Annotated in this window: 26 protein-coding genes; 15 read left to right on the top strand and 11 right to left on the bottom strand. The window is 61.8% G+C overall.

From position 1 onward, the window contains the following. The 3 genes from DBR18_RS29290 to DBR18_RS15660 all read right to left on the bottom strand — a co-directional run. Positions 1–413, bottom strand: a 413-nt coding sequence (locus tag DBR18_RS29290) for a twin-arginine translocation signal domain-containing protein (RefSeq protein WP_371921105.1), incomplete at its 3' end; no start/stop codon positions are given. Then, the gene (locus DBR18_RS15665; RefSeq protein ID WP_027613020.1) at positions 413–868 is read right to left on the bottom strand and encodes a (2Fe-2S)-binding protein; all 456 of its coding nucleotides are present in this window, start codon (positions 866–868) and stop codon (positions 413–415) included. The genes DBR18_RS15665 and DBR18_RS29290, both read right to left, overlap by 1 nt. An 88-nt stretch (positions 869–956) precedes the next feature. Further along, on the bottom strand, positions 957–1,889 hold the full coding sequence (locus DBR18_RS15660) for an AraC family transcriptional regulator (protein WP_108590986.1): 933 nt from the start codon (positions 1,887–1,889) through the stop codon (positions 957–959). A 243-nt stretch (positions 1,890–2,132) separates the two neighbouring features. On the opposite strand from DBR18_RS15660, the gene DBR18_RS15655 reads away from it, so the two are divergent. Both DBR18_RS15655 and DBR18_RS15650 read left to right on the top strand, forming a co-directional pair. Continuing rightward, a complete protein-coding gene (locus tag DBR18_RS15655) occupies positions 2,133–3,329 on the top strand; it encodes an MFS transporter (protein ID WP_108590985.1) in 1,197 nt (398 codons plus the stop codon). A gap of 121 nt (positions 3,330–3,450) precedes the next feature. Beyond that, the gene (locus tag DBR18_RS15650) at positions 3,451–4,227 is read left to right on the top strand and encodes a type 1 glutamine amidotransferase (protein ID WP_108590984.1); all 777 of its coding nucleotides are present in this window, start codon (positions 3,451–3,453) and stop codon (positions 4,225–4,227) included. Between the two features lie 461 nt (positions 4,228–4,688). Here DBR18_RS15650 and yghU read toward each other — a convergent pair whose 3' ends face one another. Together yghU and DBR18_RS15640 are read right to left on the bottom strand one after the other, a co-directional pair. Continuing rightward, positions 4,689–5,528, bottom strand: a complete 840-nt coding sequence (yghU, locus tag DBR18_RS15645; protein ID WP_108590983.1) for a glutathione-dependent disulfide-bond oxidoreductase — start codon at positions 5,526–5,528, stop codon at positions 4,689–4,691. A 74-nt stretch (positions 5,529–5,602) separates the two neighbouring features. After that, complete coding sequence (locus DBR18_RS15640) at positions 5,603–6,223, bottom strand: LysE family translocator (protein ID WP_108590982.1); 621 nt, start codon at positions 6,221–6,223, stop codon at positions 5,603–5,605. A 187-nt stretch (positions 6,224–6,410) separates the two neighbouring features. Between DBR18_RS15640 and DBR18_RS15635 the strand changes: the two genes are divergently transcribed. After that, the gene (locus DBR18_RS15635) at positions 6,411–7,316 is read left to right on the top strand and encodes a LysR substrate-binding domain-containing protein (protein ID WP_108590981.1); all 906 of its coding nucleotides are present in this window, start codon (positions 6,411–6,413) and stop codon (positions 7,314–7,316) included. Here DBR18_RS15635 and DBR18_RS15630 read toward each other — a convergent pair. Together DBR18_RS15630 and DBR18_RS15625 are read right to left on the bottom strand one after the other, a co-directional pair. After that, positions 7,309–7,761 (bottom strand): hypothetical protein, encoded by a 453-nt coding sequence (locus DBR18_RS15630; RefSeq protein WP_108590980.1) that lies wholly within the window; start codon positions 7,759–7,761, stop codon positions 7,309–7,311. The two genes, DBR18_RS15635 and DBR18_RS15630, sit on opposite strands and share 8 nt — an antisense overlap. Before the next feature lie 71 nt (positions 7,762–7,832). Beyond that, complete coding sequence (locus tag DBR18_RS15625; protein ID WP_108590979.1) at positions 7,833–8,762, bottom strand: LysR family transcriptional regulator; 930 nt, start codon at positions 8,760–8,762, stop codon at positions 7,833–7,835. Positions 8,763–8,888: 126 nt separating this feature from the next. On the opposite strand from DBR18_RS15625, the gene DBR18_RS15620 reads away from it, so the two are divergent. Further along, complete coding sequence (locus DBR18_RS15620) at positions 8,889–9,164, top strand: DUF2798 domain-containing protein (protein WP_108590978.1); 276 nt, start codon at positions 8,889–8,891, stop codon at positions 9,162–9,164. A 1-nt stretch (position 9,165) separates the two neighbouring features. On the opposite strand, the gene DBR18_RS15615 is transcribed toward DBR18_RS15620, so the two are convergent. Then, complete coding sequence (locus DBR18_RS15615; RefSeq protein ID WP_108590977.1) at positions 9,166–10,128, bottom strand: LysR family transcriptional regulator; 963 nt, start codon at positions 10,126–10,128, stop codon at positions 9,166–9,168. 106 nt (positions 10,129–10,234) lie between these two features. On the opposite strand from DBR18_RS15615, the gene DBR18_RS15610 reads away from it, so the two are divergent. From DBR18_RS15610 to DBR18_RS15585, 6 genes are all read left to right on the top strand, one after another. Then, positions 10,235–11,962, top strand: coding sequence for an amidohydrolase (locus DBR18_RS15610; protein WP_108590976.1), 1,728 nt, complete (start codon positions 10,235–10,237; stop codon positions 11,960–11,962). Positions 11,963–11,999: 37 nt separating this feature from the next. After that, positions 12,000–13,076 carry a C45 family peptidase gene (locus DBR18_RS15605; protein WP_108590975.1) on the top strand — a complete coding sequence of 359 codons (1,077 nt, stop codon included), beginning with the start codon at positions 12,000–12,002 and terminating at the stop codon, positions 13,074–13,076. 37 nt (positions 13,077–13,113) lie between these two features. Continuing rightward, entirely contained in the window at positions 13,114–14,439 is a 1,326-nt protein-coding gene (locus DBR18_RS15600) for an MFS transporter (RefSeq protein ID WP_108590974.1), read from the top strand. Positions 14,440–14,662: 223 nt separating this feature from the next. Beyond that, entirely contained in the window at positions 14,663–16,450 is a 1,788-nt protein-coding gene (locus DBR18_RS15595; protein WP_108590973.1) for a thiamine pyrophosphate-requiring protein, read from the top strand. Between the two features lie 115 nt (positions 16,451–16,565). Then, complete coding sequence (locus tag DBR18_RS15590) at positions 16,566–16,997, top strand: DNA methylase (RefSeq protein WP_108590972.1); 432 nt, start codon at positions 16,566–16,568, stop codon at positions 16,995–16,997. Next, the gene (locus DBR18_RS15585) at positions 16,997–17,710 is read left to right on the top strand and encodes a DUF72 domain-containing protein (protein ID WP_108590971.1); all 714 of its coding nucleotides are present in this window, start codon (positions 16,997–16,999) and stop codon (positions 17,708–17,710) included. The genes DBR18_RS15590 and DBR18_RS15585 overlap by 1 nt, the downstream gene beginning before the upstream one ends. 1 nt (position 17,711) lies before the next feature. On the opposite strand, the gene mntP is transcribed toward DBR18_RS15585, so the two are convergent. The 3 genes from mntP to DBR18_RS15570 form a co-directional block, all read right to left on the bottom strand. After that, a complete protein-coding gene (gene mntP / locus DBR18_RS15580) occupies positions 17,712–18,275 on the bottom strand; it encodes a manganese efflux pump MntP (RefSeq protein WP_108590970.1) in 564 nt (187 codons plus the stop codon). A gap of 376 nt (positions 18,276–18,651) precedes the next feature. After that, complete coding sequence (locus DBR18_RS15575) at positions 18,652–20,028, bottom strand: ATP-binding protein (RefSeq protein ID WP_108590969.1); 1,377 nt, start codon at positions 20,026–20,028, stop codon at positions 18,652–18,654. Further along, the gene (locus tag DBR18_RS15570; protein WP_108590968.1) at positions 20,025–20,687 is read right to left on the bottom strand and encodes a response regulator; all 663 of its coding nucleotides are present in this window, start codon (positions 20,685–20,687) and stop codon (positions 20,025–20,027) included. Before DBR18_RS15570 ends, DBR18_RS15575 begins: the two co-directional genes overlap by 4 nt. Positions 20,688–20,857: 170 nt before the next feature. Between DBR18_RS15570 and DBR18_RS15565 the strand changes: the two genes are divergently transcribed. The 5 genes from DBR18_RS15565 to DBR18_RS15545 are packed head-to-tail and all read left to right on the top strand — an operon-like array spanning position 20,858 to position 25,677. After that, positions 20,858–21,124, top strand: coding sequence for a PepSY domain-containing protein (locus DBR18_RS15565; RefSeq protein WP_108590967.1), 267 nt, complete (start codon positions 20,858–20,860; stop codon positions 21,122–21,124). Beyond that, complete coding sequence (locus DBR18_RS15560; RefSeq protein WP_108590966.1) at positions 21,124–21,669, top strand: cytochrome b/b6 domain-containing protein; 546 nt, start codon at positions 21,124–21,126, stop codon at positions 21,667–21,669. Before DBR18_RS15565 ends, DBR18_RS15560 begins: the two co-directional genes overlap by 1 nt. A gap of 51 nt (positions 21,670–21,720) precedes the next feature. After that, on the top strand, positions 21,721–23,016 hold the full coding sequence (locus tag DBR18_RS15555) for an exo-alpha-sialidase (protein ID WP_108590965.1): 1,296 nt from the start codon (positions 21,721–21,723) through the stop codon (positions 23,014–23,016). Beyond that, positions 23,016–23,627 carry a hypothetical protein gene (locus tag DBR18_RS15550; protein ID WP_108590964.1) on the top strand — a complete coding sequence of 204 codons (612 nt, stop codon included), beginning with the start codon at positions 23,016–23,018 and terminating at the stop codon, positions 23,625–23,627. The genes DBR18_RS15555 and DBR18_RS15550 overlap by 1 nt, the downstream gene beginning before the upstream one ends. A 22-nt stretch (positions 23,628–23,649) precedes the next feature. Next, positions 23,650–25,677, top strand: a complete 2,028-nt coding sequence (locus tag DBR18_RS15545) for an LTA synthase family protein (RefSeq protein ID WP_108590963.1) — start codon at positions 23,650–23,652, stop codon at positions 25,675–25,677. Positions 25,678–25,683: the final 6 nt, after the last annotated feature.

The following is a 25,683-nucleotide window of genomic DNA, read 5'->3' as shown; positions in this document are numbered from 1 at the left end:
CTCATGCGCACCGACATGCTGCCGCCGGTGATGCGCATGCCGTTTTCCATCACCACATAAGCTTCGCCGGGTGGCGCGGCTTCGACCAGAAAGGTTGCCGGGTCGGCATCCAGTTCTTCACCGACGATCTGCGCCATCGCGGTGAACGTACCTTGCCCGCCTTCCATGAACGGGCAGAGCAGGCGCACGCGGTTGTCCGGACGGATTTCCAGAAACGCCGGGACCTGCGTGCCGCACTCGGCAGTTGCGGCCGCCACTGCCGCTTGCACCCGAGTCGTGCCCAGCGGCAGGCCGAAGCCGAGCACCAGTGCGCCGACGGCGGTGCCGGCCAGGAAACGTCTGCGCGATACGTTGATCGGTTCGTGCAGGGCCAATGCTGATGCTTCCTGAGCAGGATCGATACGCACGTTCATCAGGCGTCTCCCTTGCCGGCCAGCTCATGCACGGCGGCATGAATGGCGTTGTACGTGCCGCAACGGCACAGATTGACCATCGCCGCTTCGATCTGCGCGTCACTCGGTTTTGGGTTCTGCTTGAGCAGCGCCGTGGCGGCCATCACCTGCCCGGACTGGCAGTACCCGCACTGGGCGACCTGCAGATCAACCCAGGTCGAGACCACCCGTTTGCCGACGTCATCGGCCTCGATCGCCTCAATGGTGGTGACCTCACGGCCGACCACGCCGGCCACCGGCGTGACGCACGAGCGCACCACGTTGCCGTCCACCAACACGGAGCAGGCGCCGCACTGCGCCAGGCCACAGCCGTATTTGGTGCCGGTCATGCCCAGATCATCGCGGATCACCCACAGCAGGGGCGTATCGGCGTCGGCATCGACCTGATAGGTTTTCTGGTTGATTCGTAGTTCCATGGTTCACCCGCTCGATCATCGGTTGACGTGCATTTTTATAAGCGGTGAAACGCTGCGTGGCGCCTCACCGGTAACGCGTGTTCTTTGCTCAACTGGCCGCGTTGCCCAGCGCTTCTGCGGCGAAGGGGTCGCCACGCAGCAGCGCCATGTCACGACTGGGTGCGGTGCCGTACAGGCGGGCGTATTCGCGGCTGAACTGCGAGGGACTTTCATAGCCGACCGCAAACGCCGCTCGCGAAACGTCCAGACGCTCCATCAACATCAGCCGGCGCGCCTCGTTCAATCGCAGCCACTTCTGGTACTGCAGCGGACTCATGCCGGTGAGCTGGCGGAAGTGATGGTGAAAGGTCGGTGCGCTCATTTGCACCCGCGCCGCCAGCTCATCAATGCGCAGCGCCTCGGTGTAGTTGACCTTCAGCCAGTCGATGGCTTTGGCGATGCGATAACCCTGGCCATCGACGGCCGTGATCTGCCGCAGCCGCGCGCCTTGATCGGTATGGAGCAGCCGATAGTGGATTTCTCGCAGAATCAGCGGTGCCAGCACCGGGATCGCCTCAGGTTCGTCAAGCAATGCCAGCAGGCGTTCGAGCGCGCCTTCCAGCGCGCACGACAGGTTGCCTATGCCAGCGCCGGTGTTCATCGACGGCTGCCGTTTCGCAGGCAGGCCACCTTTGCTGAGGATCTCGGCGAGCATGCCGACATCCAGTTTCAGCACCAGCCCGACACAGGGCTGTTCGGGGCTGGCGGCCAGCACTTCCGAGTTGGCCGGCAGATCCAGCGAGGTGACCAGAAACCGCGAAGGGTCGTAGCGGTAACCCTCACCGCCGACCCATAAGCGCTTTTCCCCACGGCCCACCAGAATCAGGCTCGGCTCGATCATGCACACGGCGGGAGGCGCCGGCTGGTCGCGACGAAACAGCGACAGCCCGGGTATGGTCGTGGGGAAGTCCCCCGGCACGCTCACGCGCGGGTCAATGTTCAATGCCAAAGGCGATTCTTGGCGCGCGGGGGTAGGGATCATGTCGGGTCGCTCCTGTTGATCGAACTCTAGTCCGCCCAGCAGAGGTTTCCTATATACCGCCCTGCAACCTCAGAGGATCAGGCAAGCATTCAAGAGGAATGCACTAGGGCAGAGGTGAATCGACCGGGAGAATGTGTCAAACCATTACAGGAGAGACGCGGTTCGACAACGCGATCCTGGCGCCTTGAAAAACAGTGCGTCCGGGCAATCGCCCGGACGCCTCTCGCAATACAGGTAGTTCCAATGACTTCCCTTTCTACAGAACAACGCGGCTGGAGCGCGGTGCTGGCCATGTCGTTGGCTGCCTTCGCTTTGGTCGCCTCAGAATTCATGCCGGTCAGCCTGCTGACGCCTATTGCCGCCGAACTGCACATCAGCGAAGGCCAGGCCGGGCAGGGGATTTCCGTGTCCGGAGCGTTCGCCCTGGTGACCAGCCTGGTGATTGCAGCGGTCGCCGCGCGTGTCGAGCGCAAGAAGTTGCTGCTGGGTCTGACCTTGCTGATGATCGTCTCGGGGACAGTGGTCGCGTTCGCGCCGGGCTACCCCTCGTTCATGTTCGGGCGGGCCTTGATCGGCATCGCCATCGGCGGTTTCTGGTCGTTGTCGGCGGCGACTGCGATGCGTCTGGTGCCGCCTGATCAAGTATCCCGTGCGCTGGCGATCGTCAACGGCGGGAACGCGCTGGCGACGGTCATCGCCGCTCCGGCGGGAAGCTTCCTCGGTGCGCTGATAGGCTGGCGCGGCGCATTCTTCTGTGTGGTTCCGGTCGCCGCGCTGGCGGCCGTATGGCTGCTGATCAGCCTGCCGTCCTTCCAGCGCGAGCGTAAGACCGGTAGCGGCAACGCCCTGCGGTTGATGAAGCAATGGCCGGTCGCTTTGGGGATGATCGCTGTCAGCGTATTTTTCATGGGGCAGTTCATGCTGTTCACCTACCTGCGGCCCTTTCTGGAGGTCGTCACCGGGGTCAGTGTTGCAACCCTGTCGTTGATGCTGCTGGGGCTGGGGCTTGCCGGTTTCATCGGGACCTTTGTGATCGAAAGATTCCTCGGCACTGGCCTGTACCGCACGCTGACGGTTATCCCGCTGATCATGGCGGTCATTGCGCTGGCGCTGGTGAAGTTCGGAGCCTCACCGCTGCTGACTGCGGTGCTGCTCGGATTGTGGGGACTGGTCGCCACGGCGGCTCCTGTTGGATGGTGGACCTGGCTGGCGCAGACACTCCCCGAGGATGCCGAAGCCGGCGGAGGGCTGCTCGTGGCCATCGTGCAACTGGCAATCGCAGCAGGGGCCATCGTCGGTGGGCTGGCGTTTGACTTGAGCGGTTATAAAGCCACCTTCGAGTTGAGCGCTGCCGTGTTGGTGGTGGCGTCTGCGCTCGCCTGGCTTGCCGGTCGGAGTGCTGAGCAAGTGGATCTGGTCGAGTCGAACGCGACCGGTTGAGAGAAGTGAGAGGGTGATCGTTGGATTGGCAGCTCTGCTCCAGCAACGAATTTGCATATGACACCAAGTGTCATATAGTCTTTCGCGCATCACTCTCCCAGCCGTCCACCAAGGATTTTCAATGAACGTTCATTTCGTCGTCCACGAAGCATTCGAATCGCCCGGCGCCTATGAGACCTGGGTGCGCGAGCGTGGCCATGAAGCGAGTTATTCGCACGTTCATGCGTTTGAGGCCTTGCCCGCGAGCGTCGAGAACATCGACTTGCTGGTGGTGCTGGGCGGTCCGCAATCGCCGGCGACGACCAAAGACGAATGCCCGCACTTCGACGCGGCCGCCGAGCGCGATCTGATCGTTCGAGCGATCAACGCGAACAAGGCAGTGGTGGGCGTTTGTCTGGGAGCGCAATTGCTCGGCGAAGCGCTGGGCGCCACACATGGTCACAGCCCGGAAAAGGAGATCGGCAATTTTCCGATCACCTTGACGGAGGCAGGCAAGGGCAATGCCCTGGTTGCGCACTTCGGCGATGCGCTCGAAGTGGGGCATTGGCACAACGACATGCCGGGGCTGACGGCGCAGGCGAAGGTCCTCGCCGTCAGTGAGGGCTGCCCGCGTCAGATAATCGAATACGGCGATCTGGTCTACGGTTTCCAGTGCCATATGGAGTTCACGACAGAGGTCGTGGAGCGCTTGATTGCCGCGTCCGGTGAAGAGTTGGCGGCGGCGGTCGATCGTCGTTTCGTTCAGCAGCCGACGGCGCTTCGACGCAACGCTTATGAGCAGATGAACCTCAAGTTGTTTGGGTTCCTCGACAAGTTGATGGCGCAATACAGCGGTAGGCCTGCGATGTCAGTGTTGACTGACCCGGCGCCTTCGCGAGCAGGCTCGCTCCCACAATGATTGGTGGTGGTTGCGAAAATGCCTGTTCAGCGCGAATTCCACTGTAATTGCTGGGGCTCACAAATCCTCATGTCCCACCCGAATCCCCTGTGGGAGCGGGCTTGCTCGCGAAAGCGGCAGGCCTGCGATGTCAGTGTTGACTGACCTGGCGCCTTCGCGAGCAGGCTCGCTCCCACAATGATTGGTGGTGGTGGCGAAAGTGCCTGTTCAGCGCGAATTCCACTGTAATTGCTGGGGCTCACAAATCCTCATTTCCAACCCGAATCCCCTGTGGGAGCGGGCTCGCTCGCGAAAGCGGCAGGCCTGCGATGTCAGTGTTGACTGACCTGGCGCCTTCGCGAGCAGGCTCGCTCCCACAATGATTGGTGGTGATTGCGAATGTGCCTGTCCAGCACAAATCCCACAAAGGTTGCTGTGATCCGGGATGCCCTTGTCCAGCACAAATCCTTAAGGGAGTGGCGTCAATCCAGATCGCTGGCCTGATGTCGTTCCGCAACCTGACTGGCCTCGTCACCCCAGGTGCGGTTGACGCGCTGGCCACGTTTGACTGCCGGGCGTTCGGCGATTTCTTCTGCCCAGCGTTGCACGTGGGGGTACTCCTGGGCCGCGAGGAATTCGGCCGCCGAATACACATTATTGCGCACCAGTTGCCCGTACCACGGCCAGACCGCGATGTCGGCAATGGTGTAGCTGTCGCCGGCCAGATAACGGCTCTCGCCAAGGCGCCGGTCAAGCACGTCGAGTTGACGCTTGGCTTCCATGGTGAAGCGGTTGATCGGGTATTCGAGCTTCTCCGGCGCATACGCGTAGAAGTGCCCGAAGCCGCCGCCCAGATAAGGCGCGGCGCCCATCTGCCAGAACAGCCAGTTCAAGGTTTCAGTGCGGCCGGCCGGGTCTTTGGGCAGGAAGGCGCCGAATTTCTCCGCCAGATACAGCAGGATCGAACCGGATTCGAACACCCGAATCGGTGGCTGCGCGCTGCGGTCGAGCAGCGCCGGAATCTTCGAGTTCGGGTTGATCTCGACAAAGCCACTGGAGAACTGATCACCTTCATTGATGCGGATCAGCCACGCGTCGTACTCGGCCTCGGTATGCCCCAGTGCGAGCAATTCTTCCAGCAGTATGGTCACCTTCACGCCGTTGGGCGTCGCCAGTGAATACAACTGCAGCGGATGCTTGCCCACCGGCAACGTCTTTTCATGCGTCGGCCCGGCAATCGGGCGGTTGATGCTGGCGAACTGGCCGCCGGACGGCGCTTCGTGTTTCCAGACCTTGGGCGGTACGTAGGGCGCTTTACTCATGAAATGGGCCTCATCGTGGGTTTGCCGAGAGATACCTCGACAGGTATCAGACTCGACAGCATAAACGCTCTACCTCAGGACTGTGCAACCCCGGGAATCATCAAACACGCCGCCAGACCAATCAGCGCCGTACCTATCACCTTGTCGATGAGCCGCTGTTTTTCCAGCATCCGCCGGCGCAATCGTTCCGTTGAGAAAAACAGCGCAACCAGGCTGAACCAAGCCCAGTGAGTGAACGACATGAACAAGCCATAGGCGAAGTTTGCTGTCAGGGAACTGCCAGGCTCCACCACCTGGCTGTACGCCGCCACCACGAACAGCATGGTTTTCGGATTCAGAGCATTGGTCAGAAAACCTGAGCAGAACACTTTCCAGGCGCTGGGTGCCGAAGCGCCCGCCTCGGCAAATGTCAGCACAGATTTATTGGTAAAGGATTTGATGCCCAGATAGACCAGGTAGCCGGCACCCAGCAGCTTCATCATCCAGAACAGCACCGGCGATTGGGTGATGATCAGCGCCACCCCGAACACGGTGTAGAACACATGAACCTGCACGCCACAGGCGATGCCCAGCGCAGCCAGCAAACCACTGCGCCGCCCGTAGGCGTAACTGTTGCGGGTGACCATGGCAAAGTCCGGCCCAGGACTGATCACAGCCAGAATGGTGATCGCGATTACCAGAAACAACTCGTTCATTCCTGCTCTCCATGACGATATTTGCGCTACTCAAGCTCAAAGATGTCGAGCGTCGATCTGTACCGACGACCAACAGTCGTTGATGAGAATCTGCTCCAGAGGCTGCGAGCGGCGCCATGATGAAGAAGTGTCTTCGGCAAAAAAAACGATTTATAGTCGCGAAAATCTGTGAGAAATCATCGCCTATATGAACCTTCCTCCATTGGCAGCCTTTCGCTTCTTCAATACCGCCGCCCAGACCCAGAGTTTTGTAAAAGCTGCCGAACTGCTGCACGTCACCCACGGCGCGGTCAGCCGTCAGGTGCGCTTGCTGGAGGAGGCGATCGGCGTGGAATTGTTCGAGCGGCGCAATCGGGCGATCTTTCTCAACCACGCCGGGCGCTTGCTGTTCAATGTCACCGCACCGATGTTCGAGCAGTTGGAAAACGCTGTTTATCGTCTGCAACGCGAAGTCCACGATGACGTGCTGGTGGTGTCCTGCGAGCCGACCATCGCCATGAAATGGCTGATCCCGCGCTTGCCTGACTTCCACAGCGCACACCCGCAGTTGCAGGTGCAATTGCTGACGGCCGGCGGACCGATCGACTTCGCTCGTTCAGGTGTGGATCTGGCGATCCGGCGCGACGATTTTCATTGGGACGAAACCGTGCATGGGGTGACCCTTTGTGAAGAATGGATCGGCCCGGTCTGCGTGCCGTCCAGTCGTCCTGCAAGCGATCATTTGCGCGGTGCCTGCATGCTGCGCAGCAAGACCCGCCCGCAGGCGTGGGATAACTGGCTTCGCCTGGCCGACATGCCCACGGTGCAGGTCAATCGGGTCGACTACGAGCATTTCTATCTGTGCATTCAAGCGGCGTTAGCGGGGCAAGGGATCGCCATGGCGTCGTTTCTGATGGTCCAGGACGAGCTCAAATCCGGGCAACTGATCGCGCCTTTCGGCTTCATTCGCGACGGCTCGAGTTATTGCCTGTTATCGCCGCAATCCTTTGAGCAGAGCACCAATGCCATGGTTTTCCGCGAGTGGATCACGCAGCAGATGAGCGCCTGTAGCCGCCAGCTTGAAGGGGCTGATGATTCGTCCGGCGCTATTTAGTGATGCTGCCCTGACGCAGATCCGCGCAAAAAATATCCACGCTGCCATCGGTCGCCGCCGTGCGCACCACTACTGAATAATCGCCGGACAGCAACTGCGACAGGGCCACCGGCGCGCTCCGGGAGAACGTCCAGCCACGAATCGCCTGTCGCTCGGTGGTGACCCGGTCGTTCAACGCATAGGCCACCGCTCCGGGTTGCTGGCAACTGCCCTTGTTGACGAAGGCATAAAGGCGCAAGGGCAGCGAGGCACCATTCGGCGCGCCGCTGATGAAGAAGCTGAAGTTGGTTTGCTGGCCCCAGTCAGAAAGCGTGACATTGCCGATCTGCCCGGTGTTTTGCCGGGTGGCGGTCAACGGCAGGTTCACGCTGGAGCCGGATGAGCCAGCGCATCCGGCAAGGGCGATTGCTATCAGGATGGCTGCGAGTGGAGTGGCGAGCTTCATGACCGGTCTCCTGAGTTGAGAGGCTGCAATGAGCCAGTTAAGCAGATCGGCACGCCGGTGTACGCCGCGGCTCAAGGCGCTTGCATCGGCCAGCGTCTGTTCAGGTGTTCGGTCAGATAATCCGTGAAAGCTCGGACCTTCGGCGTCATCGCCGCACGCTCCTGCACGCAGGCGTAGATGTCCATCGGTTCGACGTAGGCGTGGCTTTCACCTGGGAGATTTTCAAACAGTGGCACCAGTTGACCGCTTTCAAGATAGGGCGCGGCGACGAATTCGGCCAGGCGCGTGATGCCCGCGCCATGGACTGCCATTTGCGCCAGCGCATCAATGTCGTCGCTGATGGCAGTGGCATTGATCGGTGCGTCGTAGCGCTGACCGTCACGGATCAAACCCCAGCGCAGAAAGCGTCCATCCAGTGGATAGCGAAATGCGAGGCAGGCGTGATGCTGCAGCTCTTGCGGTGACTGCGGTACGCCGGCGCGCGCAAGGTAGGCGGGAGCGGCGCAGAAGACGAAGGGGAGGGACACGATCCTGCGCGCGACGATGCCATCTTCCAGTTGCGGCTTGATCCGCAGGCTCAGGTCGATGCCGTTCTGAATGTGATTGATCTTGCCGTTGGTGGTCGACAGTTCGACCAGCAGACGCGGATGCAGCTCGGCGAAGCCGGCGAGCAAGGGCGCCAGTACGTGGCGGCCGAATGCGCTGGTTGAGGCGATGCTCAGGCGGCCCTGCAGTTCGCCTTGGTCGCGGATGATCGCACTTTGCGCCGACTCCAGATCGGCCGCGATACGCCGCACCTTTTCGTAATACAACGCGCCGTTTTCGGTCAGCGCCATGCTGCGTGTGGTGCGTTGCAGCAGGCGAACGCCGAGGTGGGTTTCGAGGCGATTGAGGGTCTGGCTCACGGCGGCCGCACTGACGCCCAGAGTCTTGGCGGCGCCGACGATGGAGCCGGCTTCGACCACTTTGATAAAACTGGCAATTGCCGCCAACAGATTCATCCGAGCCCCGCCGCATAGGTTTGATTCGTAAGTTGTGCTTTATAAAGTACCTGCGGCGGACCGTCTAGTTAGGGGCGGGGGGCTTTGTTAAGGTGCCGGCTCCCTGTCAATGGATGGAAAAGCCATATGAATCAAAGAACCTCCACCGATGCCTTGTACCCCTCGCGTCGCAAGCTGTCGCCACGTGCTACGCCTTACGTGTTCGCGTTGTACATGGCGACGATCATGGCGTTCCTGATGTCACTGGTGATCACCGCGGCCAACTCCGGGATTGATAACGACTACCTGAGTAATGCCTTGCACGCTTACAAGCTGGCGATGCCCGTGGCGTTTCTGTGCATCCTCGTGGTTCGGCCAATCGTGATCAGACTGGTGGCGATGACGGTGCACCCGCATCGTTGACTCAGCCCTCGGAAAAACAGCGTCCGTCAGCGGCGTGCAGGTCGGGATTCGCCCCGGGTGCCAGTGGGCGCCAATGCGCTTTCAGAAGTTCGATAAACACTTTGACCTTGCGCGTGCTGCGCCGGTGCGCCAGGTACAGCACGTAAATCCAAGGGCCGAATGCGCTTGGCTCACGCCAGTACTCGGGCATCACTTCCACCAGTTCACCGCGCGCCAAATAAGGTGCCGCGCTCCATTGCGGCAGAAACTGCAGGCCCTGGCCCTTCAACAGACACGCCAGCAGGAAGTCGTAATTGTCGCTGGCCACCCGTGGATTCGGTTGGGTCAAACGTATCCGCCGCTCCCCTTGCTTGACCCACCAGAAATGCCGGTTGAGCAGCGGGTGACGGAAGATCAGCCAGTCATGCTGCTGATAGTTGTCCAGTGACACTTCCTGGCCCTTGCGCGCCAGGTACGCCGGGCTGGCGCAGAGCACCACCTGATTTTCAACGATGGGTTGGGCGATCACCCCCGGCAGATCGATCGGGCCGTCACGCAGCGCCAGATCGTAACCGCCGTCCACCGGGTCGTCATAGCTGTCGCTCAAGTCGACTTCCAGATGCACCTGCGGGTGGGCGTCGAGAAAACGGCAGCAGACCTCGTTGAGAAACGCCGGGGCGAAGGAGGGTGGCGCGGTGATGCGCAGGCCGCCGCTCAATTCGTGCTTGAGCTGTTCGACGCCCTCGCAGGCCAGTTGCAATTGCATCAGCGCCTGCCGCGCACCGTCCAGATAAATCCGCCCGGCTTCGGTCAGCGCCATGCGTCTGGTCGTACGGTCGAACAGGCGCGTGCCGAGCTCGTCTTCCAACTGCGCCACGGCTTTGGTCAGGGCCGACGGCGTCTTGCCGAGCACCTCGGCGGCGCGGCTGAAATTACCGTGTTCGGCGGTGGCGACGAACATGGTCAGGGCGCTCATCTTGTCCATTGATCTATTCCTACTAGGCACAGAAGTTGTGCGCGAGGTGGCATTCAGTTATCGCCATGGCTTGGATAGGCTTGCTCGCAGCCTAACAAAAATAACGAGAAACCTCATGAAGCAGCTACTGACCCTGATGGTGTCATCGGCGCTGGCCTGTGCCTCGCTGGAAAGTCTGGCGTCTGCCGATCTGATCCTGCACAACGCCAAAGTCTACACCGCCGAACCCGGCCAGCCCTTGCAGCAGGCGGTGGCGGTGGAGAATGGCAAGATCCTCGCCGTGGGTGCGGATGCGCAGGTGTTGCGCCTGAAGACGGCGGCCACGCAAGTGATCGACCTGCACGGCAAGGTGCTGATGCCCGGCTTCATCGACTCGCATTCGCACACCATCAAGGGCGGGCTGCAGCTGTTGCAGGCCAACCTCGACGGGCAACTGTTGCCGCTTGATCAACTGGAACAACGCCTGCGTCAATGGCGTCAGGACGGCAAGGCGCAACGCGGGGCATTCCTCAGTGTCGGCGGGTTGCATTCGACTTTCTGGAGTGACATCGCCGGCCTCGAACGGCGCTTCAATCAGGGCGAATGGGTGAATCAGCCGATCCTGCTGCTGGGCTGGGATCTGCACACCGGCTGGGCCAATCGGGCGATGCTCGAACGCGCTGGCGTGACGGCTGAAAAGATCAAGGGCCTCAAAGGCGAAGAGCAGGCGACCATTGGCCACCACTCCGACGGCACCCCGGATGGCTTCCTCGTCGACGCCGGTCTGTACCCGGTGCAGGCCTTGCTGCCGCCGCCGTCGGCTGATCAGTTGCTGGCCGGGGGACGCGCGGCACTCAATTACTACAAGAGCCTGGGAATCACCGGCTGGCTGGACCCGCTCGCCAACGAAGTCCCCGGCAGTGACGTCACCAATGCCTCGCTCGGTGTGCTGCCGACCTACAAAAAACTCTCGGAAAACGGCGAACTCACCGCTCACGTCGCGGCGCTGCTGATGGCGGACTCCAAGGCTACGCCGGCCGACCTTGATGAGCTGGACAAGGTGCGCCAGCAGTTTCTCGGCGTCAGCAACCTCACCTTGCCGGGGATCAAGATCTTCGCCGACGGCGTGGCCGAAGTACCAGCGCAAAGCGCGGCGATGCTCGAGCCGTACCGCAACACGAAAAAGACCGGTGAACTGCTGATCGACCCGGCGCATTTCGGCGAACTGGTCAGCGCCGCCGATGCGCGCGGCTGGCTGGTGCACATCCACGCCATTGGCGACCGCGCGGTGCGTGAATCGCTCAACGGCATCGAGCAGGCGCGCAAGGATCGCCAGAGCGGCATCGCCCACTCGATCACCCACCTGCAAATGGTCAACCCCAAGGAGTTCGCCCGCTTCAAGGCACTGAATGTGATCGCCTCGATGCAGATGTTCTGGGCCGCTGCCGACGAGTCGAGCATGGATCTGGTCAAGCCCTACGTCAGCGCAATGGCCTTCATGTACACCTATCCCGCGCGCTCGCTGCTCAAGAATGGCGCGACCATCGCCGGTGCCAGTGACTGGCCGATCACCACCCCCGAACCGTGGAGGGCGATCTACCAGGCGGTCAGCCGCAAAGGCCCGAAAGGCGTACTCAACGCCGCCGAAGACATCGACCGCCAGACCATGTTTCAGGCCTACACCCTCAACGCAGCCAAAGTGCTGCGCCTGGAAGACCGGATCGGATCGCTGAAACCCGGCAAGCAGGCCGACATGATCGTCCTCGACCGCGATGTGTTCACGGTCGATCCCGCCGCCCTGCGCGACACCCAAGTGCTCAACACCTGGTTTGCCGGGCGCGAAATCTACCGCCGCAAGCCTTGACGGCCTCTCTGTGTAACGTAACCAAGGAAACTTTTTCGTGAATGTTCATTGCTTTGTCACCGACACCCGCAACCCGCAGATTCGCGGGCAACAGATTGGCGTCACCTGGGCTGCGCAGATCCGCCAGACAGTGGCGCTTTATCTGGATTTCTTCTCTCAGGTCGGCGTGCCTGAGGCACAAGTGCGGGCCATCGGCGAAGCCAGTCTGCAAGCGCTGCAAGACTGGTGCCCGAGCCTCGCCGAAGAGATCATCGCCACCGCTGAAGGGGCCGGGGTGCCGCTTTGGCAGCTCGCCAGCCTGAATGCCCGCACCGAGATACTCGCGGTGATGCCGGCGTCTACCGAAGGCGAGTGCTCGACCGCGGTGTTCGCACCACATGGCGTGCTAGCGCCTCGCACTATCCAGACCTGGGACTGGCACGATTCGCTGGTGCCCAACGGCTTGATCCTGCAACTGACCACGGCCAGGGGCATGACGGTCAAGCTGTTCACCGAGTTCGGCATGCTCGGCAAGATTGGCGTCAACAGTGCGGGGCTGGGATTGCACTTCAACATCCTTCATCACGCCAGCGACAACGGGTCTGCCGGGGTGCCGGTGCATGCGATTGCCCGGCGCATTCTCGAAGAAGCCGGCAGCGTTGAGGAGGCGATTGCGCTGGCGCGTTCGGCGCGGGTCAGTGCCTCCACGGTGCTGACCGTGTTCTCCCGCGAGGATTCGAACCCGCGTGCGGTGAGCATTGAAATGTCGCCGGCCTTCACTGCCGTTGTGCGGCCCGACGCCGACGGCTGGATCACTCACACCAACCATTTTCTCGATCCCGAACTGAGTCTGGGCGAGCGCACGCCTGATGCGTCCACGACCTACGCGCGCATTGCCCACGTCAACGCCGCGCGACAAAACATGACCACCGGCGATCTCAGTCAGCGGGCTGACGCCATGTGTGGCGAGGCGGGCGAAGACGCGCCGATCTGCTTCCACCCGGACCTGAACATGCCGGCCACCGAGCGCTGGGAAACCCTGCTGACCATCGGCATCGACACTGAAAACAGGGTGCTCGAATACGCCGCCGGCAACCCCAAACAGCTGGCCCGAAACGGCTATCTGCGCTTCTGAACCGCTGCCTCCAATAAAAACAAAACGAGCAATGCACATGGCTACCGAGATTGATCGCACGAGCGCTTCGCCGTCTGCGCTGAGGACGTTTTTCGTCTCCGGCATGGGCACCGCCCTCGAGTTCTATGACTTCGTGATTTACGGCACCGCCGCCGCGCTGGTGTTTCCCAAGGTGTTCTTCCCGCAGATGGATCCGCTCACCGCGACCCTGGTGGCGTTCGGTGCTTTCGGCGCCGGGTTTTTCGCCCGCCCTTTGGGCGGCATGGTGTTCGGGCATTACGGCGACAAACTCGGCCGGCAGAAAATGCTGGTGATCACGCTGCTGCTGATGGGCCTGAGCACGCTGTTGATCGGTTGCCTGCCGGATTACGCAACGCTCGGTGCGGGCGCACCGGTGTTGCTGGTGCTGCTCAGGCTGGTGCAGGGATTCGCCGCCGGCGGCGAGTGGGGCGGTGCGGCGCTGTTCGGCATCGAGTCGGCGCCGCCCGGGCGACGTGGGTTATGGGGCAGTTTCACCAGCATGGGCATCGGTATCGGCGGGATTCTCGGTGCCGGGGTGTTCGCCATCGTCAGTGTCGCGGCGCACGATGACTTGGCCGGATTTGCCTGGCGCATTCCGTTCTGGCTCGGTGGTGTGTTGGTGCTGATCGGCTTGTATGCACGTTTGCAGAAACCCCTCGAACGGCCCGCCGAACCGCAGTCGCAGGTGCGCATGCCATTGCTCGAAGCATTGCGCGCACGGCCCAGAGCCATGCTGCTGTGCACCGGCATTGCCTTTGGCTACGTGACCATCGCCTACATCGGCAGCACGTTCTTTCTGTCGTACGCCACGCAACTGGGTTACGGCAGTACCGACGCGCTGATTTTCGACTTGTCGCTGTCGATCGCCATCGTCGTCACCGCGCCGTTGTTTGCCTTGCTCTCGGACCGCATCGGGCGCCGCAAGGTAATGGTCCTCGGAGCGGTGATCATGGCCCTCGGCTTATTCGCATTCTTCCCGCTGATCGGCCTCAAGAGCCTGCTGGTTTCCACCGCTGCGTACATTGTCATCGGTGCGTTCATGGGCGCGACGCAAGGGCCGATTCCGGCGTTCCTCGCCGAGCAGTTTCCCCGGCACATGCGCTATTCGGGAATGTCGGCGGCCTATCAGATCGGCGCGGCGCTGGGTGGCGGGACGGCATCCAGTGCGGCCACGGCGATCCTGATCGCCAACAACCACAATGCGTTCGGGGTGGCGGTTTACGGCGCGATTGCGCTGGGCATCGTCGTGTTGTGTTCGTTGCTGCTCAAAGAAACGGCGCACCTGAGCCTTGCCCAGATCGATGAGGCCGAGTGGTCTTTACCTGTGCCCGCTACCAGTTGAACCACTCGCCCCCTGTAGGAGCTGCCGAAGGCTGCGATCTTTTGATGTTGTTTTTCAAGATCAAAAGATCGCAGCCTTCGGCAGCTCCTACAGGGGGCGGTTTGGTGATGTGAAGGGTAAAACAATCGAAACTTCGCGGGCGACCCGGCTGTCCAGACCCTTGTACCGCCCGGCGGCTAATCCGCTGGACGGCTTCATGCATCGGTGACAGGCGAGGAACGAGATGACGACGACAGTGGGAGATTTTCTGGTTGAGCGGCTCAGCCAATGGGGCGTCACGCGGATTTTTGGTTATCCGGGCGACGGCATCAATGGCGTGTTCGGCGCGCTCGCCCGAGCCAATGGCAAGATCGAATTCGTTCAGGCCCGACACGAAGAAATGGCCGCATTCATGGCCTCGGCCCACGCCAAGTTCACGGGCGAGCTGGGCGTGTGCATCGCCACTTCGGGGCCGGGTGCTTCGCATCTGATCACCGGGTTATACGACGCTCGGATGGATCATCAGCCGGTGCTGGCGATTGTCGGCCAGCAGGCGCGGACGGCGCTCGGCAGTCATTATCAGCAGGAACTGGATCTGGTCTCGATGTTCAAGGATGTGGCCGGGGCATTTGTGCAGCAGGCGTCGGCGCCTTCGCAAGTGCGGCATTTGCTCGATCGCGCCGTGCGCACGGCGGTTGGCGAGCGGCGGGTGACCGCGATCATTTTGCCTAATGACCTGCAGGATCTCGAGTACGAGCCACCGGCCCGGGCACACGGCACCGCGCACTCTGGCGTCGGTTATACCAAGCCGAAAGTGCTGCCCTACGAGGCGGATCTGCAGCGCGCCGCCGACGTTTTGAACAGTGGCGAAAAAGTCGCGATTCTGGTGGGTGCCGGCGCGTTGCAGGCGACGGATGAAGTGATCGCCATTGCGGAAAAACTCGGTGCCGGGGTCGCGAAGGCACTGCTCGGCAAAGCCGCGCTGCCGGACGATTTGCCGTGGGTCACTGGCAGCATCGGTCTGCTCGGCACCGAGCCGAGCTACAAGATGATGAACGAATGCGACACCTTGCTGATGATCGGTTCGGGTTTCCCGTATGCCGAATTTCTGCCCAAGGAAGGTCAGGCGCGGGGCGTGCAGATCGACCTGCAACCGGACATGTTCAGCCTGCGTTATCCGATGGAGGTCAATCTGGTCGGCGATTCGGCGGAAACCCTCGCGGCACTGCTGCCGTTGCTTGAACAGAAAACCTCGCACAAGTGGCGCAAGAAAATCGAAGGCTGGCGCAGCACCTGGGAAAAGACCCTGGAAAAACGCGCCATGTCCAAGGCCGATCCGATCAATCCGCAGCGGGTGGTGTACGAGCTGTCACCGCGTCTGCCGGATCAGGCAATCATCACCAGCGACTCGGGTTCCTGCGCCAACTGGTACGCCCGTGACCTGAAGATCCGTCGTGGCATGCAATGTTCGCTGTCCGGTGGCCTGGCCTCGATGGGCGCAGCCGTGCCGTACGCGATTGCCGCCAAGTTTGCGCATCCCGAGCGCGCGGTGATTGCCTTGGTGGGTGACGGCGCGATGCAGATGAACAACATGGCCGAACTGATCACCGTCGCCAAATACTGGCGCCAGTGGGACAGCCCGAAGTGGATCTGTGCGGTGTTCAACAACGAGGATCTGAATCAGGTCACTTGGGAGCAGCGTGTGATGGAGGGCGATCCGAAGTTCGAAGCCTCGCAAAGCATCCCCGATGTGCCGTATCACCTGTTCGCCATTTCCATCGGCCTGAAGGGGATTTTTGTCGACCGCGAAGAAGATGTCGCCGCTGCCTGGGAGCAGGCACTGACCTCTGACGTACCGGTGCTGATCGAGTTCAAGACCGATCCCAACGTGCCGCCGTTGCCGCCGCACATCAAGCTCGAGCAGGCGAAGAAATTTGCCACGACCTTGCTCAAGGGCGACCCGGACGAGGCAGGCGTGATCGTGCAAGCCGCCAAGCAGGTGCTTGCCAGCGTCCTCCCAGGCAAAAAATAACTTTTCATGTAGGAGCTGCCGCAGGCTGCGATCTTTTGATCTTGTTTTTAAAAAACCAAAGTCAAAAGATCGCAGCCTGCGGCAGCTCCTACAGAAGGGCGTGAGGGATAAACCGATGAGCAAAACTGTCAGCGCCCATGACCTGCACATCAGCCTCGATCCGCCAAGCGAGGAGGGGTTGTTCAAATGGCTGCTCGCCAGTTTTCTGATGGGCAAGCGGATTCAGGCCGGTATTGCTGCCGAGGCGTATCGGGTGGTTGCCGAGCGGCATCAGCGCGACACGCCGCGCAAGCTCGCCAACTGCACACATCGGCAATTGGTCGGCATGCTGGGTGAGGCGCATTACGTGCGCTACGACGAGACCACGGCCACGCGTCTGTTGGCGCTGGCGGCGCGGCTCAATGACGAATACGCCGGCAAGGTCGGCAACATCGTCAAGGCCAGCGCCGATCGTGCCGAGTTCGAAAAACGCCTGATGGCGTTCGACGGGATCGGCCCAAAGACCGTGGAGATTTTCATGCGTGAAGCGGCGAAGGTGCTTTTTTGATGTTCATCGGTTGCGCAGGCTGGAGTCTGGGGCGTGAGCATTGGCCGCAGTTTCCGGCCGAGGGCACGCATCTGCAGCGATATGCGGCGCGGTTCGACTGTGTGGAAATCAACAGCTCGTTCTATCGTCCGCATCGGCGTCAGACTTATGCGCGCTGGGCGGATTCGGTGCCGCCGGATTTTCGTTTTTCGGTGAAGGTGCCGAAGTTGATCACCCATGAGTTGCGCTTGCGCGACAGTGATCAGGCGCTGGATGAGTTCCTCGGGCAGTGCGAGGGACTGGCTGAAAGGTTGGGGTGTCTGCTGGTGCAACTGCCACCGTCGCTGGCTTTTGAACCGGCAAGCGCAGAACCGTTTTTCGTGGCGTTACGCCAACGCTTCGACGGTGATGTGGTGCTTGAGCCACGCCATGAGTCATGGGTGGCGGCAGCGCCGATGTTGCAGGCTTACCGGATTACCCAAGTCGTGGTCGATCCGTCGCGAATCAGCACCGATGGCTCGGTGCAGGGCTGGCCGGGTGTGCGTTATTGGCGGCTGCATGGCTCGCCACGGATTTATCACAGTGCCTATGAGTTGCCTTGTCTGCAGCGGCTGGCGCAGGACATGAAGGCCTGCGCTGCCGAGGGGGCCAGCGTCTGGTGCATTTTCGACAATACCGCCAGTGGCGCCGCGTTAGGCAACGCGATGACACTGGCGGCGCTTGTCCAGACCTGACTCAGGCCGACAAATGCTCATACAGGATGGTCGCGCCGACGATCATCAGCACCACGCCACCGACGATTTCCGCACGCTTGCCGACCACTGCGCCGAGCACCCGGCCGAGCATCACGCCGATGGTCACCATGGTCATGGTTGCCACGCCGATGGCCGCTGCCGCCACCCAGATATTCACGTCGACAAACGCCAGACCGACGCCGACCGCGAGGGCGTCAATGCTGGTGGCGAACGCGGTGACCGCCAGAATCAGGAACGAGTGCTGGCCGGGTTTTTCTTCTTCCTCGTCTTCGTGCTTCAGGCCGTTGTAGATCATGTGCAGGCCCAGGATGACCAGCAGCGTGAAGGCGATCCAGTGGTCCCATTCGGCGACCCAACGGGTGGCGGCCTGGCCGATCAGCCAGCCGATGATCGGAGTGATGGCTTCGATCACCCCGAAGATCAGGCCGGTGCGCAGGGCTTCGCTCAGACGCGGTTTGTGCAGGCTGGAGCCTTTGCCGATGGCCGCGGCGAACGCGTCCGTGGACATGGCCAGAGCGAGGAAAATGAGGGAAACAGGATTCACGGGGGCACACTTCCAGTCGGGCTATGAGTCAACGACACAACCACACGCCCGACATTAGGCATGGATGTGTCGTCGGTCTCACCAACCAAAAGGTGTTCGTACCACGGCGTGTTGCCGAGAATGTTGATACGGACGCTTCCGAGGAACTCGGAAACAGGCTACTCCCCAACGAGGCTGCGGATCTTATGGGGGCAAACATGAAAATTTTGTCAAAAGCATCGAGGCGATCGATCAACACAAGACTCTGTGGCGAGGGAGCTTGCTCCCGCTGGGTCGCGCAGCGGCCCTTTCTAAGGCCTGCTGCGCAGTCCAGCGGGACGGTGCGACGATTCGACAAGCTCCCTCGCCACAATGGTCGTGTGGGGGCCGGGTGCTGTTATTGACTCGGGACCTCATTGATCCGCAACTGCGCACACAACCCGCCCTGCGCCCGGTTATGCAACTGCAGCGAACTGCCAATCTTGCTGACGATCATCTGCACGATCGCCAACCCCAGCCCGGCGCCATTGTCGTGGCCATGGCTGTAGAAACGCTCGAACAGTCGCGCGTATTCCTGCTCGTTGATACCGGGGCCGGCGTCCTCGACGCTGATGTACACCGCGCCGCCCGCCTGCGGCTGCACCTGAACTCGCACCTCACTGCCCGGCGGGGCGAAATTCAGGGCGTTGGTCACCAGGTTCTGCAAGGCAATGGCGAGGGCCACCGGGTCGGTGTCGATCGGGCAGTGATGGTCACTGTCGAGGATCAGCTCGACGTCTTTTTCCAGAGCCAGCGGCGCCAGTTCGGCGAGTTCCTCGCGCACCAGCTCAGTCAGGTCCACGCTGCGGGTTTCGGGGTTGGTCAGCAGCGGTTCGATACGCGCCATGGTCAGCAACTGGCTGGCGATGCGCGTCGCCCGATCCACCGCGCTGACCAGATATTCCAGGGCCTCTTCGCGCTGTTGCGGGGTCGCCGCCAGTTGCGCGTTTTGCGCGTGGATGCGCAGGATCGCCAGCGGCGTGCGCAACTCGTGCGCGGCGTCGGCGATGAAGCGCCGCTCCCGGGCCAGCAGATTGTCGATCTGCTGCAACAGACGATTGAGCGCGGTTTGCATCGGCTCCAGATCGTGGGGCAGGGGGCTCAGGTGCAGCGGTTTGAGGGTCTCGGTGTCACGGCCGCGAATGCTCTGCGCCATGGCGCGCAACGGTTGCAGGCCCCAGCCGATGGTCAGCCAGATCAACGCGGCCAGCAGCGGTACACCGATCAGGCTCGGCCACAACGTGTGGCCGACGATGCGCTCGATCAGGTCCTGGCGGATGTCGTCGCGCTCACCGACCCAGATCAGCAGCCCTTGTTGCGAATCCTTGAGCAGAAAGGCGCACCAGTCGCGGCCGTTCTCCATCAGGTCATGGGAGCCGAGCGTCGTCGGCGGCGCGGCAAGCTCCGGCGCTTCGGCCGAGCGCACCAGCAACTCGCCGTCGCTGCGCCAGACCTGAAAGGTCAGCCGGGTTTCGTAAGGGTGGGCGCGCTCGCCGTCGCCAACGCGGCTCATGGCTTCGTCGAAGGCCTGATAGAGCCGGTTCCAGTCGTTATCGCCCGGCGCGCGTTGGGCCAGCACGCCTTGCAGCAGGCGGGCACTTTGCGCCAGCTGGGCATCGTAGACTTCTTCGATTTCATGGTGACTGTCGCGCAGCACCAGCCAACTGATCAGCAGGTCGCCGATCAATACCAGAATCAGCACCGGCACCAGAATCCGCGCACGGATGGAAATCATGGTTTGAGCTCCAGCACATAACCGACGCCGCGCACGGTGCGGATCAACTCGCTCGCGAGTTTTTTGCGCAGGTTGTGGATCAGCACTTCGAGGGTGTTGCTCTCCACCCGTTCCTGCCAGCCGTACAGCGCCCGGGACAGGCGTTCGCGGGTGACGACCTTGCCGGGGCGGGCCAGCAGCTGGTGCAGCAGTTGATATTCCATCGGCGTCACCACGACATTGTTGCCATGCCAGCTGACCTGTTGCGTGACCGGGTCGAGGCACACCCCGGCATGCTCCAGCACCGGTTGCGCGCGACCCTGACTGCGGCGCAGCAGGGCGCGAATCCGCGCTTTCAGTTCATCGACATCGAACGGTTTGATCAGGTAGTCGTCGGCGCCGGCATCCAGCCCGGCAATGCGTTCGGCGGTGCCGTCGCGGGCGGTAAGGATCAGCACCGGGAGGTCCAGGTGTTCGCCGCGCAAATGCTGCAACAGCGCCAGACCGTCGAGCCGGGGCAAGCCGAGGTCGAGCAGCAACAAGTCAAAGCTTTCACTGCGCAGGGCATGCAGCGCACTGACCCCGTCCTGCAACCAGTCCAGGGTGTAGCCTTCGCAGCCCAGAGCAATGCGAATGCCCTGGCCGAGGGCGCGATCATCTTCGACCAGCAATAGACGCATAGCGGATTCTCATTGGGAAACACGGCGGGTGAGGGCCGCATCATGCCGCTGCGCAGTGGGCCGTGGCAGCTGACCCGACGGGAAAGATGTAACGACTCGTTGCCAACTAAGCTTTCACTAAGGTTGCTTTTGCACAGTGAGGCCTTCCTCATCGAGCGAGAGTGTTTCCCATGCGCAAACTTCTGCTGTTGTCCCTGATCGCTGCCAGCCCGCTGGCCGTCGCCGGCCCGCAATGCACCACCGCCGAACGCTCGCAATGGCAAGACCAGAAAGCCTTTCAGGAGCAGCTCAAGGCTCAGGGCTACGAGATCAGCAAGTTCAAGGTCACCGACGGCAACTGCTACGAGATCTACGGCTTCGACAAGGACAAGCGCAAGGTCGAGATCTACCACGACCCGGTCAGCGGCAAAGCGGTGAAAACCGAGATCAAGGGCTGATGCCGAGCGCGTCCGTGCGCCTGTGGGACCCCGTGGTGCGGCTGTTTCATCTGTCCATCGCGGGCGTCTTCGTCGCCAATTACTTCTTCAATGAAGCCGGTGACGCCTGGCATGTCTGGCTCGGCTATTACGCCATGGGCTGGCTGCTGGTGCGGCTGGTATGGGGCTTCGTCGGGCCGCGCAGTGCGCGTTGGGCGGATTTCTGGCCGACACCGACGCGGCTGGTCGCCCACGCGCGCTCGTTGATTGGCGGACGGCCCGAGCATCGCCTCGGGCATTCGCCGATTGGCGCGCTGGTGATGCTGTTGATGTTGCTGGCGATGTTCATCGCCGGTTTGAGCGGCTGGGCCATGGAAGAGGTCGACGCCCTGTGGGGCGCGGACTGGCCGTTGCAGGTACACGAAACCGCTACAGACACGTTGCTGGTGCTGGTGTGTCTGCACATCGCCGCCGCGCTGTTCGAGAGTTTTCTGGTTCGCGACAACTTGCCGTTGTCGATGCTCACGGGACGCCGTCGCCGCTTGCCGGACGATCCGACGCGCTGACAAGGATGTTTTGCCGATTGCCCTCCATCCTGTTCTTGCCGTGAGTCCACTATGCGTGCGCTTTCCTGTCGCTTGAAACTGACCCTGAGCGGACTGGCCGTCAGCCTGATTTTCTGGAGCGCCTGGCGCAGTCATCCGGCCCATGTGCTGGCGCCGTTTGCCGTGGCCACGCCGCCGGTCGATGCTTCGCTGCAGGCGCCGGAACCGCTGTACAGCAGCCGTTTTGTCTCCTCGCAATTGAATGATTTCGTGCACTCGTCATCAGTTACCGCACTGCCGGGCGGCGACCTGATGGCGGTGTGGTTTGCCGGTTCGCGCGAGGGCGCTGCCGATGTGCAGATCCGCACCGCACGCTACGACGCCGACACCGCAGAGTGGGGCGCCGAGCAAGTGCTGGCCACCCGCGAATCGACCCGTGACGGTACCCGCCGCTACATCCGCAAACTGGGTAATCCGGTGATCGCCCTGGCGCCGGATCAGCGATTGTGGATGTTCTATGTCTCGGTGTCCGTGGGTGGCTGGGCCACCAGTGCGATCAACGTGATGGTCTCGGATGATTTCGGGCGCAACTGGTCGACGCCACGGCAGTTGATCACTTCACCGTTCTTCAACATCAGCACGCTGGTGCGCGCCGCGCCGGTGTTTCATGCCGACGGCTCGATCGGATTGCCGGTGTATCACGAGTTCATGGGCAAATTTGCCGAGTACCTGTACCTGAGCGCGGACGGCGCGGTGATCGACAAATTCCGTATCAGCCGTGGCAAGCATTCGCTGCAGCCGACCATTGTGCCGCTGGACGGACAACGCGCCGTGGCGATGCTGCGTTATGCCGGCGAGACCCATCATCGGGTGCTGGCCAGCCGTACCGAGGATGCCGGGCAGACCTGGAGCGAGCCGTATCCACTGGAGCCGGCCAATCCCAATTCATCACTGGCGGCAGTGGGCACCGACGACAACGGTCTGCTGGTGGCGCTCAACGATCTGCAGGACGGCCGCTTCAAGCTCAGCCTCTACGGTACCGATGCCAACCTGAGCAACTGGCAAAACGTGATCGAACTCGATCAGTCACCCGATCCGCTCGGCCAGCCGTTCGCCCCCGACGTGTACAAGGCGATCATCGGCGAAGGCTTTCGTGCCTCCAGCGGTGCCCGCCGTTTGCCACTGGAGCAGCGCTTTCTGAGCAATCTGGATTACCGGGTGTGCAAGCCGCAGGGCTGTGATTTCGAGTACGAATACCCGTACTTCAGTCGGGGCAGCGATGGCCTCTATCACCTGGTGTATTCGTGGAACAACACCTTTATCAAACACGTCAGCTTCAATGAAGCCTGGCTGGCGGAGCGCCTGTGATGCTGTCTCTCTGGCAAGCCCATTTGACTTTTATCCTGCTTGGTTTTGTCCTGCTCGGTTCCCTGCACCGCACGCAACGCTGGCGTCCGTGGTTGTTGCCGGTGCTGGCGGCGGTCAGTTTCATTCCGCTCAACGATCTGCCGGTGGCGGCGTATCTGCGCAGCTTCACTGACGATCTGGCGATTACCACATTGGTGTTGCTCGGCTGGGCCAGTCTTGCGCGGCTCGGTGTCGTCAACCAGCAGACGCTGACGGCGCGGGTTCAGGTGTTGGTGCTGTTCGGCGTGCTGGCCGCGTTGCTGTATCCGGCGACGATGGGGCTGACGTATGTCGATCCGTACCGCTGGGGCTTCAATCCCCGGCCGTTAATCGTCTGCATCGGCGTACTGACTCTGGCGCTGTTGTGGCTGGGCAATGCGCTGGCGGTGTCGATGCTTGCGTTGGCAACGCTGGCCTTTGCGCTGCGGCTCAAAGCCTCGGAAAACTACTGGGATTACCTGATCGATCCGCTGCTGGTGGGTTACTGCCTGGTGGCCGGCACCACGCTGTGCCTGCGCGAGGTCTGGCGTTTGTTGCGACCGATTCCGGCACGCACGACATCTTCTATCTGAACCAACGACACCGAGGTCAATGATGGGCTGGTTGCAATCGCGACGCCTGCGCTACGGCGTGGGTGCGGCAGGTTTGGCGTTCTTGTTGTTTGCCGTGCTCAGGCTGGTATTCGTGCTGGGGTTTTCCGGGATCGCGCCGAGCGAGTTCTTCGAAAACCCGGCGCTGCGCGAAACCTTCGGTATCGGTTTGCGCTTCGACCTGCGCCTCGCCGTGTTACTGATCCTGCCGCTGGCACTGTTGGCCTGGCTGCCGCGCTGGAATCTCACGCGGCTGCCGGGGTTGTGCGTTGTCGTAAGGGTTTACTGGCTGCTGGCGCTCGGTGCGGTGGGCCTGCTGTACATCATCGATTTCGGCCACTACGCCTACCTCGGCGTGCGGATCAATGCCACGGTGCTGCGTTATCTGGAGGACGCGCAGATCTCGCAGCAGATGGTCTGGGAAACCTACCCGGTGCTGTGGATCGCGCTCGGCTGGCTGGCGACGCTGGGTGTGTGGTTCTACGGTTTCGTGCAACTGGAGCGACTGACGCTGGCCCGAGAAGCCAAATCTGTCCGGCGTCCATCGCTGGCATTTGGCACAGGACTGGGGGTGGTCGCGGTACTGCTTGCATTGCTCGGCCGGGTGGACAATCTCAATCTGGAAAACCCGGTGCCGCTGCGCTGGAGCGATGCGTTCTTCTCCGGTGACGCGCAGATCGCCGCTGTCGGCCTGAACCCGGTGCTGTTCCTCTACGACACGTTGAAGACCGGGCAGGCGCAGTTCGATGAGCAGCAGGTGCGCGAGCACTATCCAGTGATAGCCCGCTATCTGGGCGTGGATCAACCGGATCCGCAAAGCCTGCGTTTCGAGCGTCAGCAAGCCGTGCAGTCGTATCGGCTGCCGGGTGCGCCAAACGTGATGTTCGTCATGCTCGAATCCCTGGGCACCAGCGCTGTCGGCGCTTATGGCAATCCGCTGAACCCGACACCGAACCTCGATCAACTGGCGGCCCGCAGCTGGTTCTTCAAGCACTTCTATGTGCCGGTCACGGGTACCGCGAAAACCGTGTGGGCAAGCATCACCGGCGTACCCGACGTGACCCGCCGCGAGACTGCGACGCGCCATCCGCTGATCACCCGCCAGCACACGCTGATCAACGCGTTCACCGATTATCAGAAGCTCTACATGATCGGCGGCAACGCCGGTTGGGCCAATATCAATGCGCTGATCCAGCAGAGCATCGACGGCGTGCGCCTGTATCAGGAAAGTGACTGGCGCTCGCCGCTGGTGGATGTGTGGGGGATTTCCGATCTGGATCTGTTCAAGGAGAGCGACCGCATCCTGCGTGACCTGCCCAAGGACCGACCGTTTTTCGCTTACGTGCAGACATCGGGCAACCATCGGCCATTCACCATCCCCAAGGACAACGAGGGTTTTGAGGTCAGCCATCTTTCGCTGGAGCAGGTACAGGCCGCCGGTTCGCGCAGCGTCGAGCAATACAACGCGGTGCGCCTGCTGGATTTCAACATCGGCAAGTTGATGGAGCTGGCCAAGGCCGGCGGCTATTACGACAACACGATTTTCGTGTTTTTCGGCGACCACAACACGCGCATCAGCCAGATCCCGCACATGCCGCCGGCGTTCGAGCAACTGGGGCTGGAGAGCAACCATGTGCCGATGCTGATTCACGCGCCGGGGCTGCTTGCACCCAAAGTCATCGAGGAAGCGGTGGGGTTGGCGGATCTTTTGCCGACAGTGGCGGGGATGGCCGGTGTGCCGTTTCGCAATGGCGCGATGGGCCGCGATGTCCAGCAACCGGCACCGGAAGGTGAGCGTGTGGTGCCGCTGGTGTTGCGCGAAGGCACGTTCCCGGTGATTGGCGGGGTGACCAGAGACTTCCTGCTGCAGATGCAGCACGACGGCAGCTCGCCAACCCTGCATGACCTGGCGTCGAATACGCCGCTGGATAACGTCGCCGGGCAGAATCCGCAGGAGTTCCAGCGTTTGCTGGAGTTGACGCGGGGGCTGCACGAGAGCGCGCGGTTGATGTTGTATCGCAACGTGCGCTGACCGGGT

The sequence above is a fragment of the Pseudomonas sp. HMWF021 genome (genome assembly GCF_003061005.1).
Classification (GTDB): domain Bacteria; phylum Pseudomonadota; class Gammaproteobacteria; order Pseudomonadales; family Pseudomonadaceae; genus Aquipseudomonas.
This window is presented reverse-complemented; position numbering and strand designations above follow the sequence as displayed.

Bases quoted from the DNA above. Each gene is read 5' to 3' on its own strand.
- DBR18_RS15665 (WP_027613020.1), bottom strand. From the start codon at position 868: ATGGAACTACGAATCAACCAGAAAACCTATCAGGTCGATGCCGACGCC.
- DBR18_RS15660 (WP_108590986.1), bottom strand. From the start codon at position 1,889: ATGATCCCTACCCCCGCGCGCCAAGAATCGCCTTTGGCATTGAACATT.
- DBR18_RS15655 (WP_108590985.1), top strand. From the start codon at position 2,133: ATGACTTCCCTTTCTACAGAACAACGCGGCTGGAGCGCGGTGCTGGCC.
- DBR18_RS15650 (WP_108590984.1), top strand. From the start codon at position 3,451: ATGAACGTTCATTTCGTCGTCCACGAAGCATTCGAATCGCCCGGCGCC.
- yghU (WP_108590983.1), bottom strand. From the start codon at position 5,528: ATGAGTAAAGCGCCCTACGTACCGCCCAAGGTCTGGAAACACGAAGCG.
- DBR18_RS15640 (WP_108590982.1), bottom strand. From the start codon at position 6,223: ATGAACGAGTTGTTTCTGGTAATCGCGATCACCATTCTGGCTGTGATC.
- DBR18_RS15635 (WP_108590981.1), top strand. From the start codon at position 6,411: ATGAACCTTCCTCCATTGGCAGCCTTTCGCTTCTTCAATACCGCCGCC.
- DBR18_RS15630 (WP_108590980.1), bottom strand. From the start codon at position 7,761: ATGAAGCTCGCCACTCCACTCGCAGCCATCCTGATAGCAATCGCCCTT.
- DBR18_RS15625 (WP_108590979.1), bottom strand. From the start codon at position 8,762: ATGAATCTGTTGGCGGCAATTGCCAGTTTTATCAAAGTGGTCGAAGCC.
- DBR18_RS15620 (WP_108590978.1), top strand. From the start codon at position 8,889: ATGAATCAAAGAACCTCCACCGATGCCTTGTACCCCTCGCGTCGCAAG.
- DBR18_RS15615 (WP_108590977.1), bottom strand. From the start codon at position 10,128: ATGGACAAGATGAGCGCCCTGACCATGTTCGTCGCCACCGCCGAACAC.
- DBR18_RS15610 (WP_108590976.1), top strand. From the start codon at position 10,235: ATGAAGCAGCTACTGACCCTGATGGTGTCATCGGCGCTGGCCTGTGCC.
- DBR18_RS15600 (WP_108590974.1), top strand. From the start codon at position 13,114: ATGGCTACCGAGATTGATCGCACGAGCGCTTCGCCGTCTGCGCTGAGG.
- DBR18_RS15595 (WP_108590973.1), top strand. From the start codon at position 14,663: ATGACGACGACAGTGGGAGATTTTCTGGTTGAGCGGCTCAGCCAATGG.
- DBR18_RS15590 (WP_108590972.1), top strand. From the start codon at position 16,566: ATGAGCAAAACTGTCAGCGCCCATGACCTGCACATCAGCCTCGATCCG.
- DBR18_RS15585 (WP_108590971.1), top strand. From the start codon at position 16,997: ATGTTCATCGGTTGCGCAGGCTGGAGTCTGGGGCGTGAGCATTGGCCG.
- DBR18_RS15575 (WP_108590969.1), bottom strand. From the start codon at position 20,028: ATGATTTCCATCCGTGCGCGGATTCTGGTGCCGGTGCTGATTCTGGTA.
- DBR18_RS15570 (WP_108590968.1), bottom strand. From the start codon at position 20,687: ATGCGTCTATTGCTGGTCGAAGATGATCGCGCCCTCGGCCAGGGCATT.
- DBR18_RS15565 (WP_108590967.1), top strand. From the start codon at position 20,858: ATGCGCAAACTTCTGCTGTTGTCCCTGATCGCTGCCAGCCCGCTGGCC.
- DBR18_RS15560 (WP_108590966.1), top strand. From the start codon at position 21,124: ATGCCGAGCGCGTCCGTGCGCCTGTGGGACCCCGTGGTGCGGCTGTTT.
- DBR18_RS15555 (WP_108590965.1), top strand. From the start codon at position 21,721: ATGCGTGCGCTTTCCTGTCGCTTGAAACTGACCCTGAGCGGACTGGCC.
- DBR18_RS15550 (WP_108590964.1), top strand. From the start codon at position 23,016: ATGCTGTCTCTCTGGCAAGCCCATTTGACTTTTATCCTGCTTGGTTTT.
- DBR18_RS15545 (WP_108590963.1), top strand. From the start codon at position 23,650: ATGGGCTGGTTGCAATCGCGACGCCTGCGCTACGGCGTGGGTGCGGCA.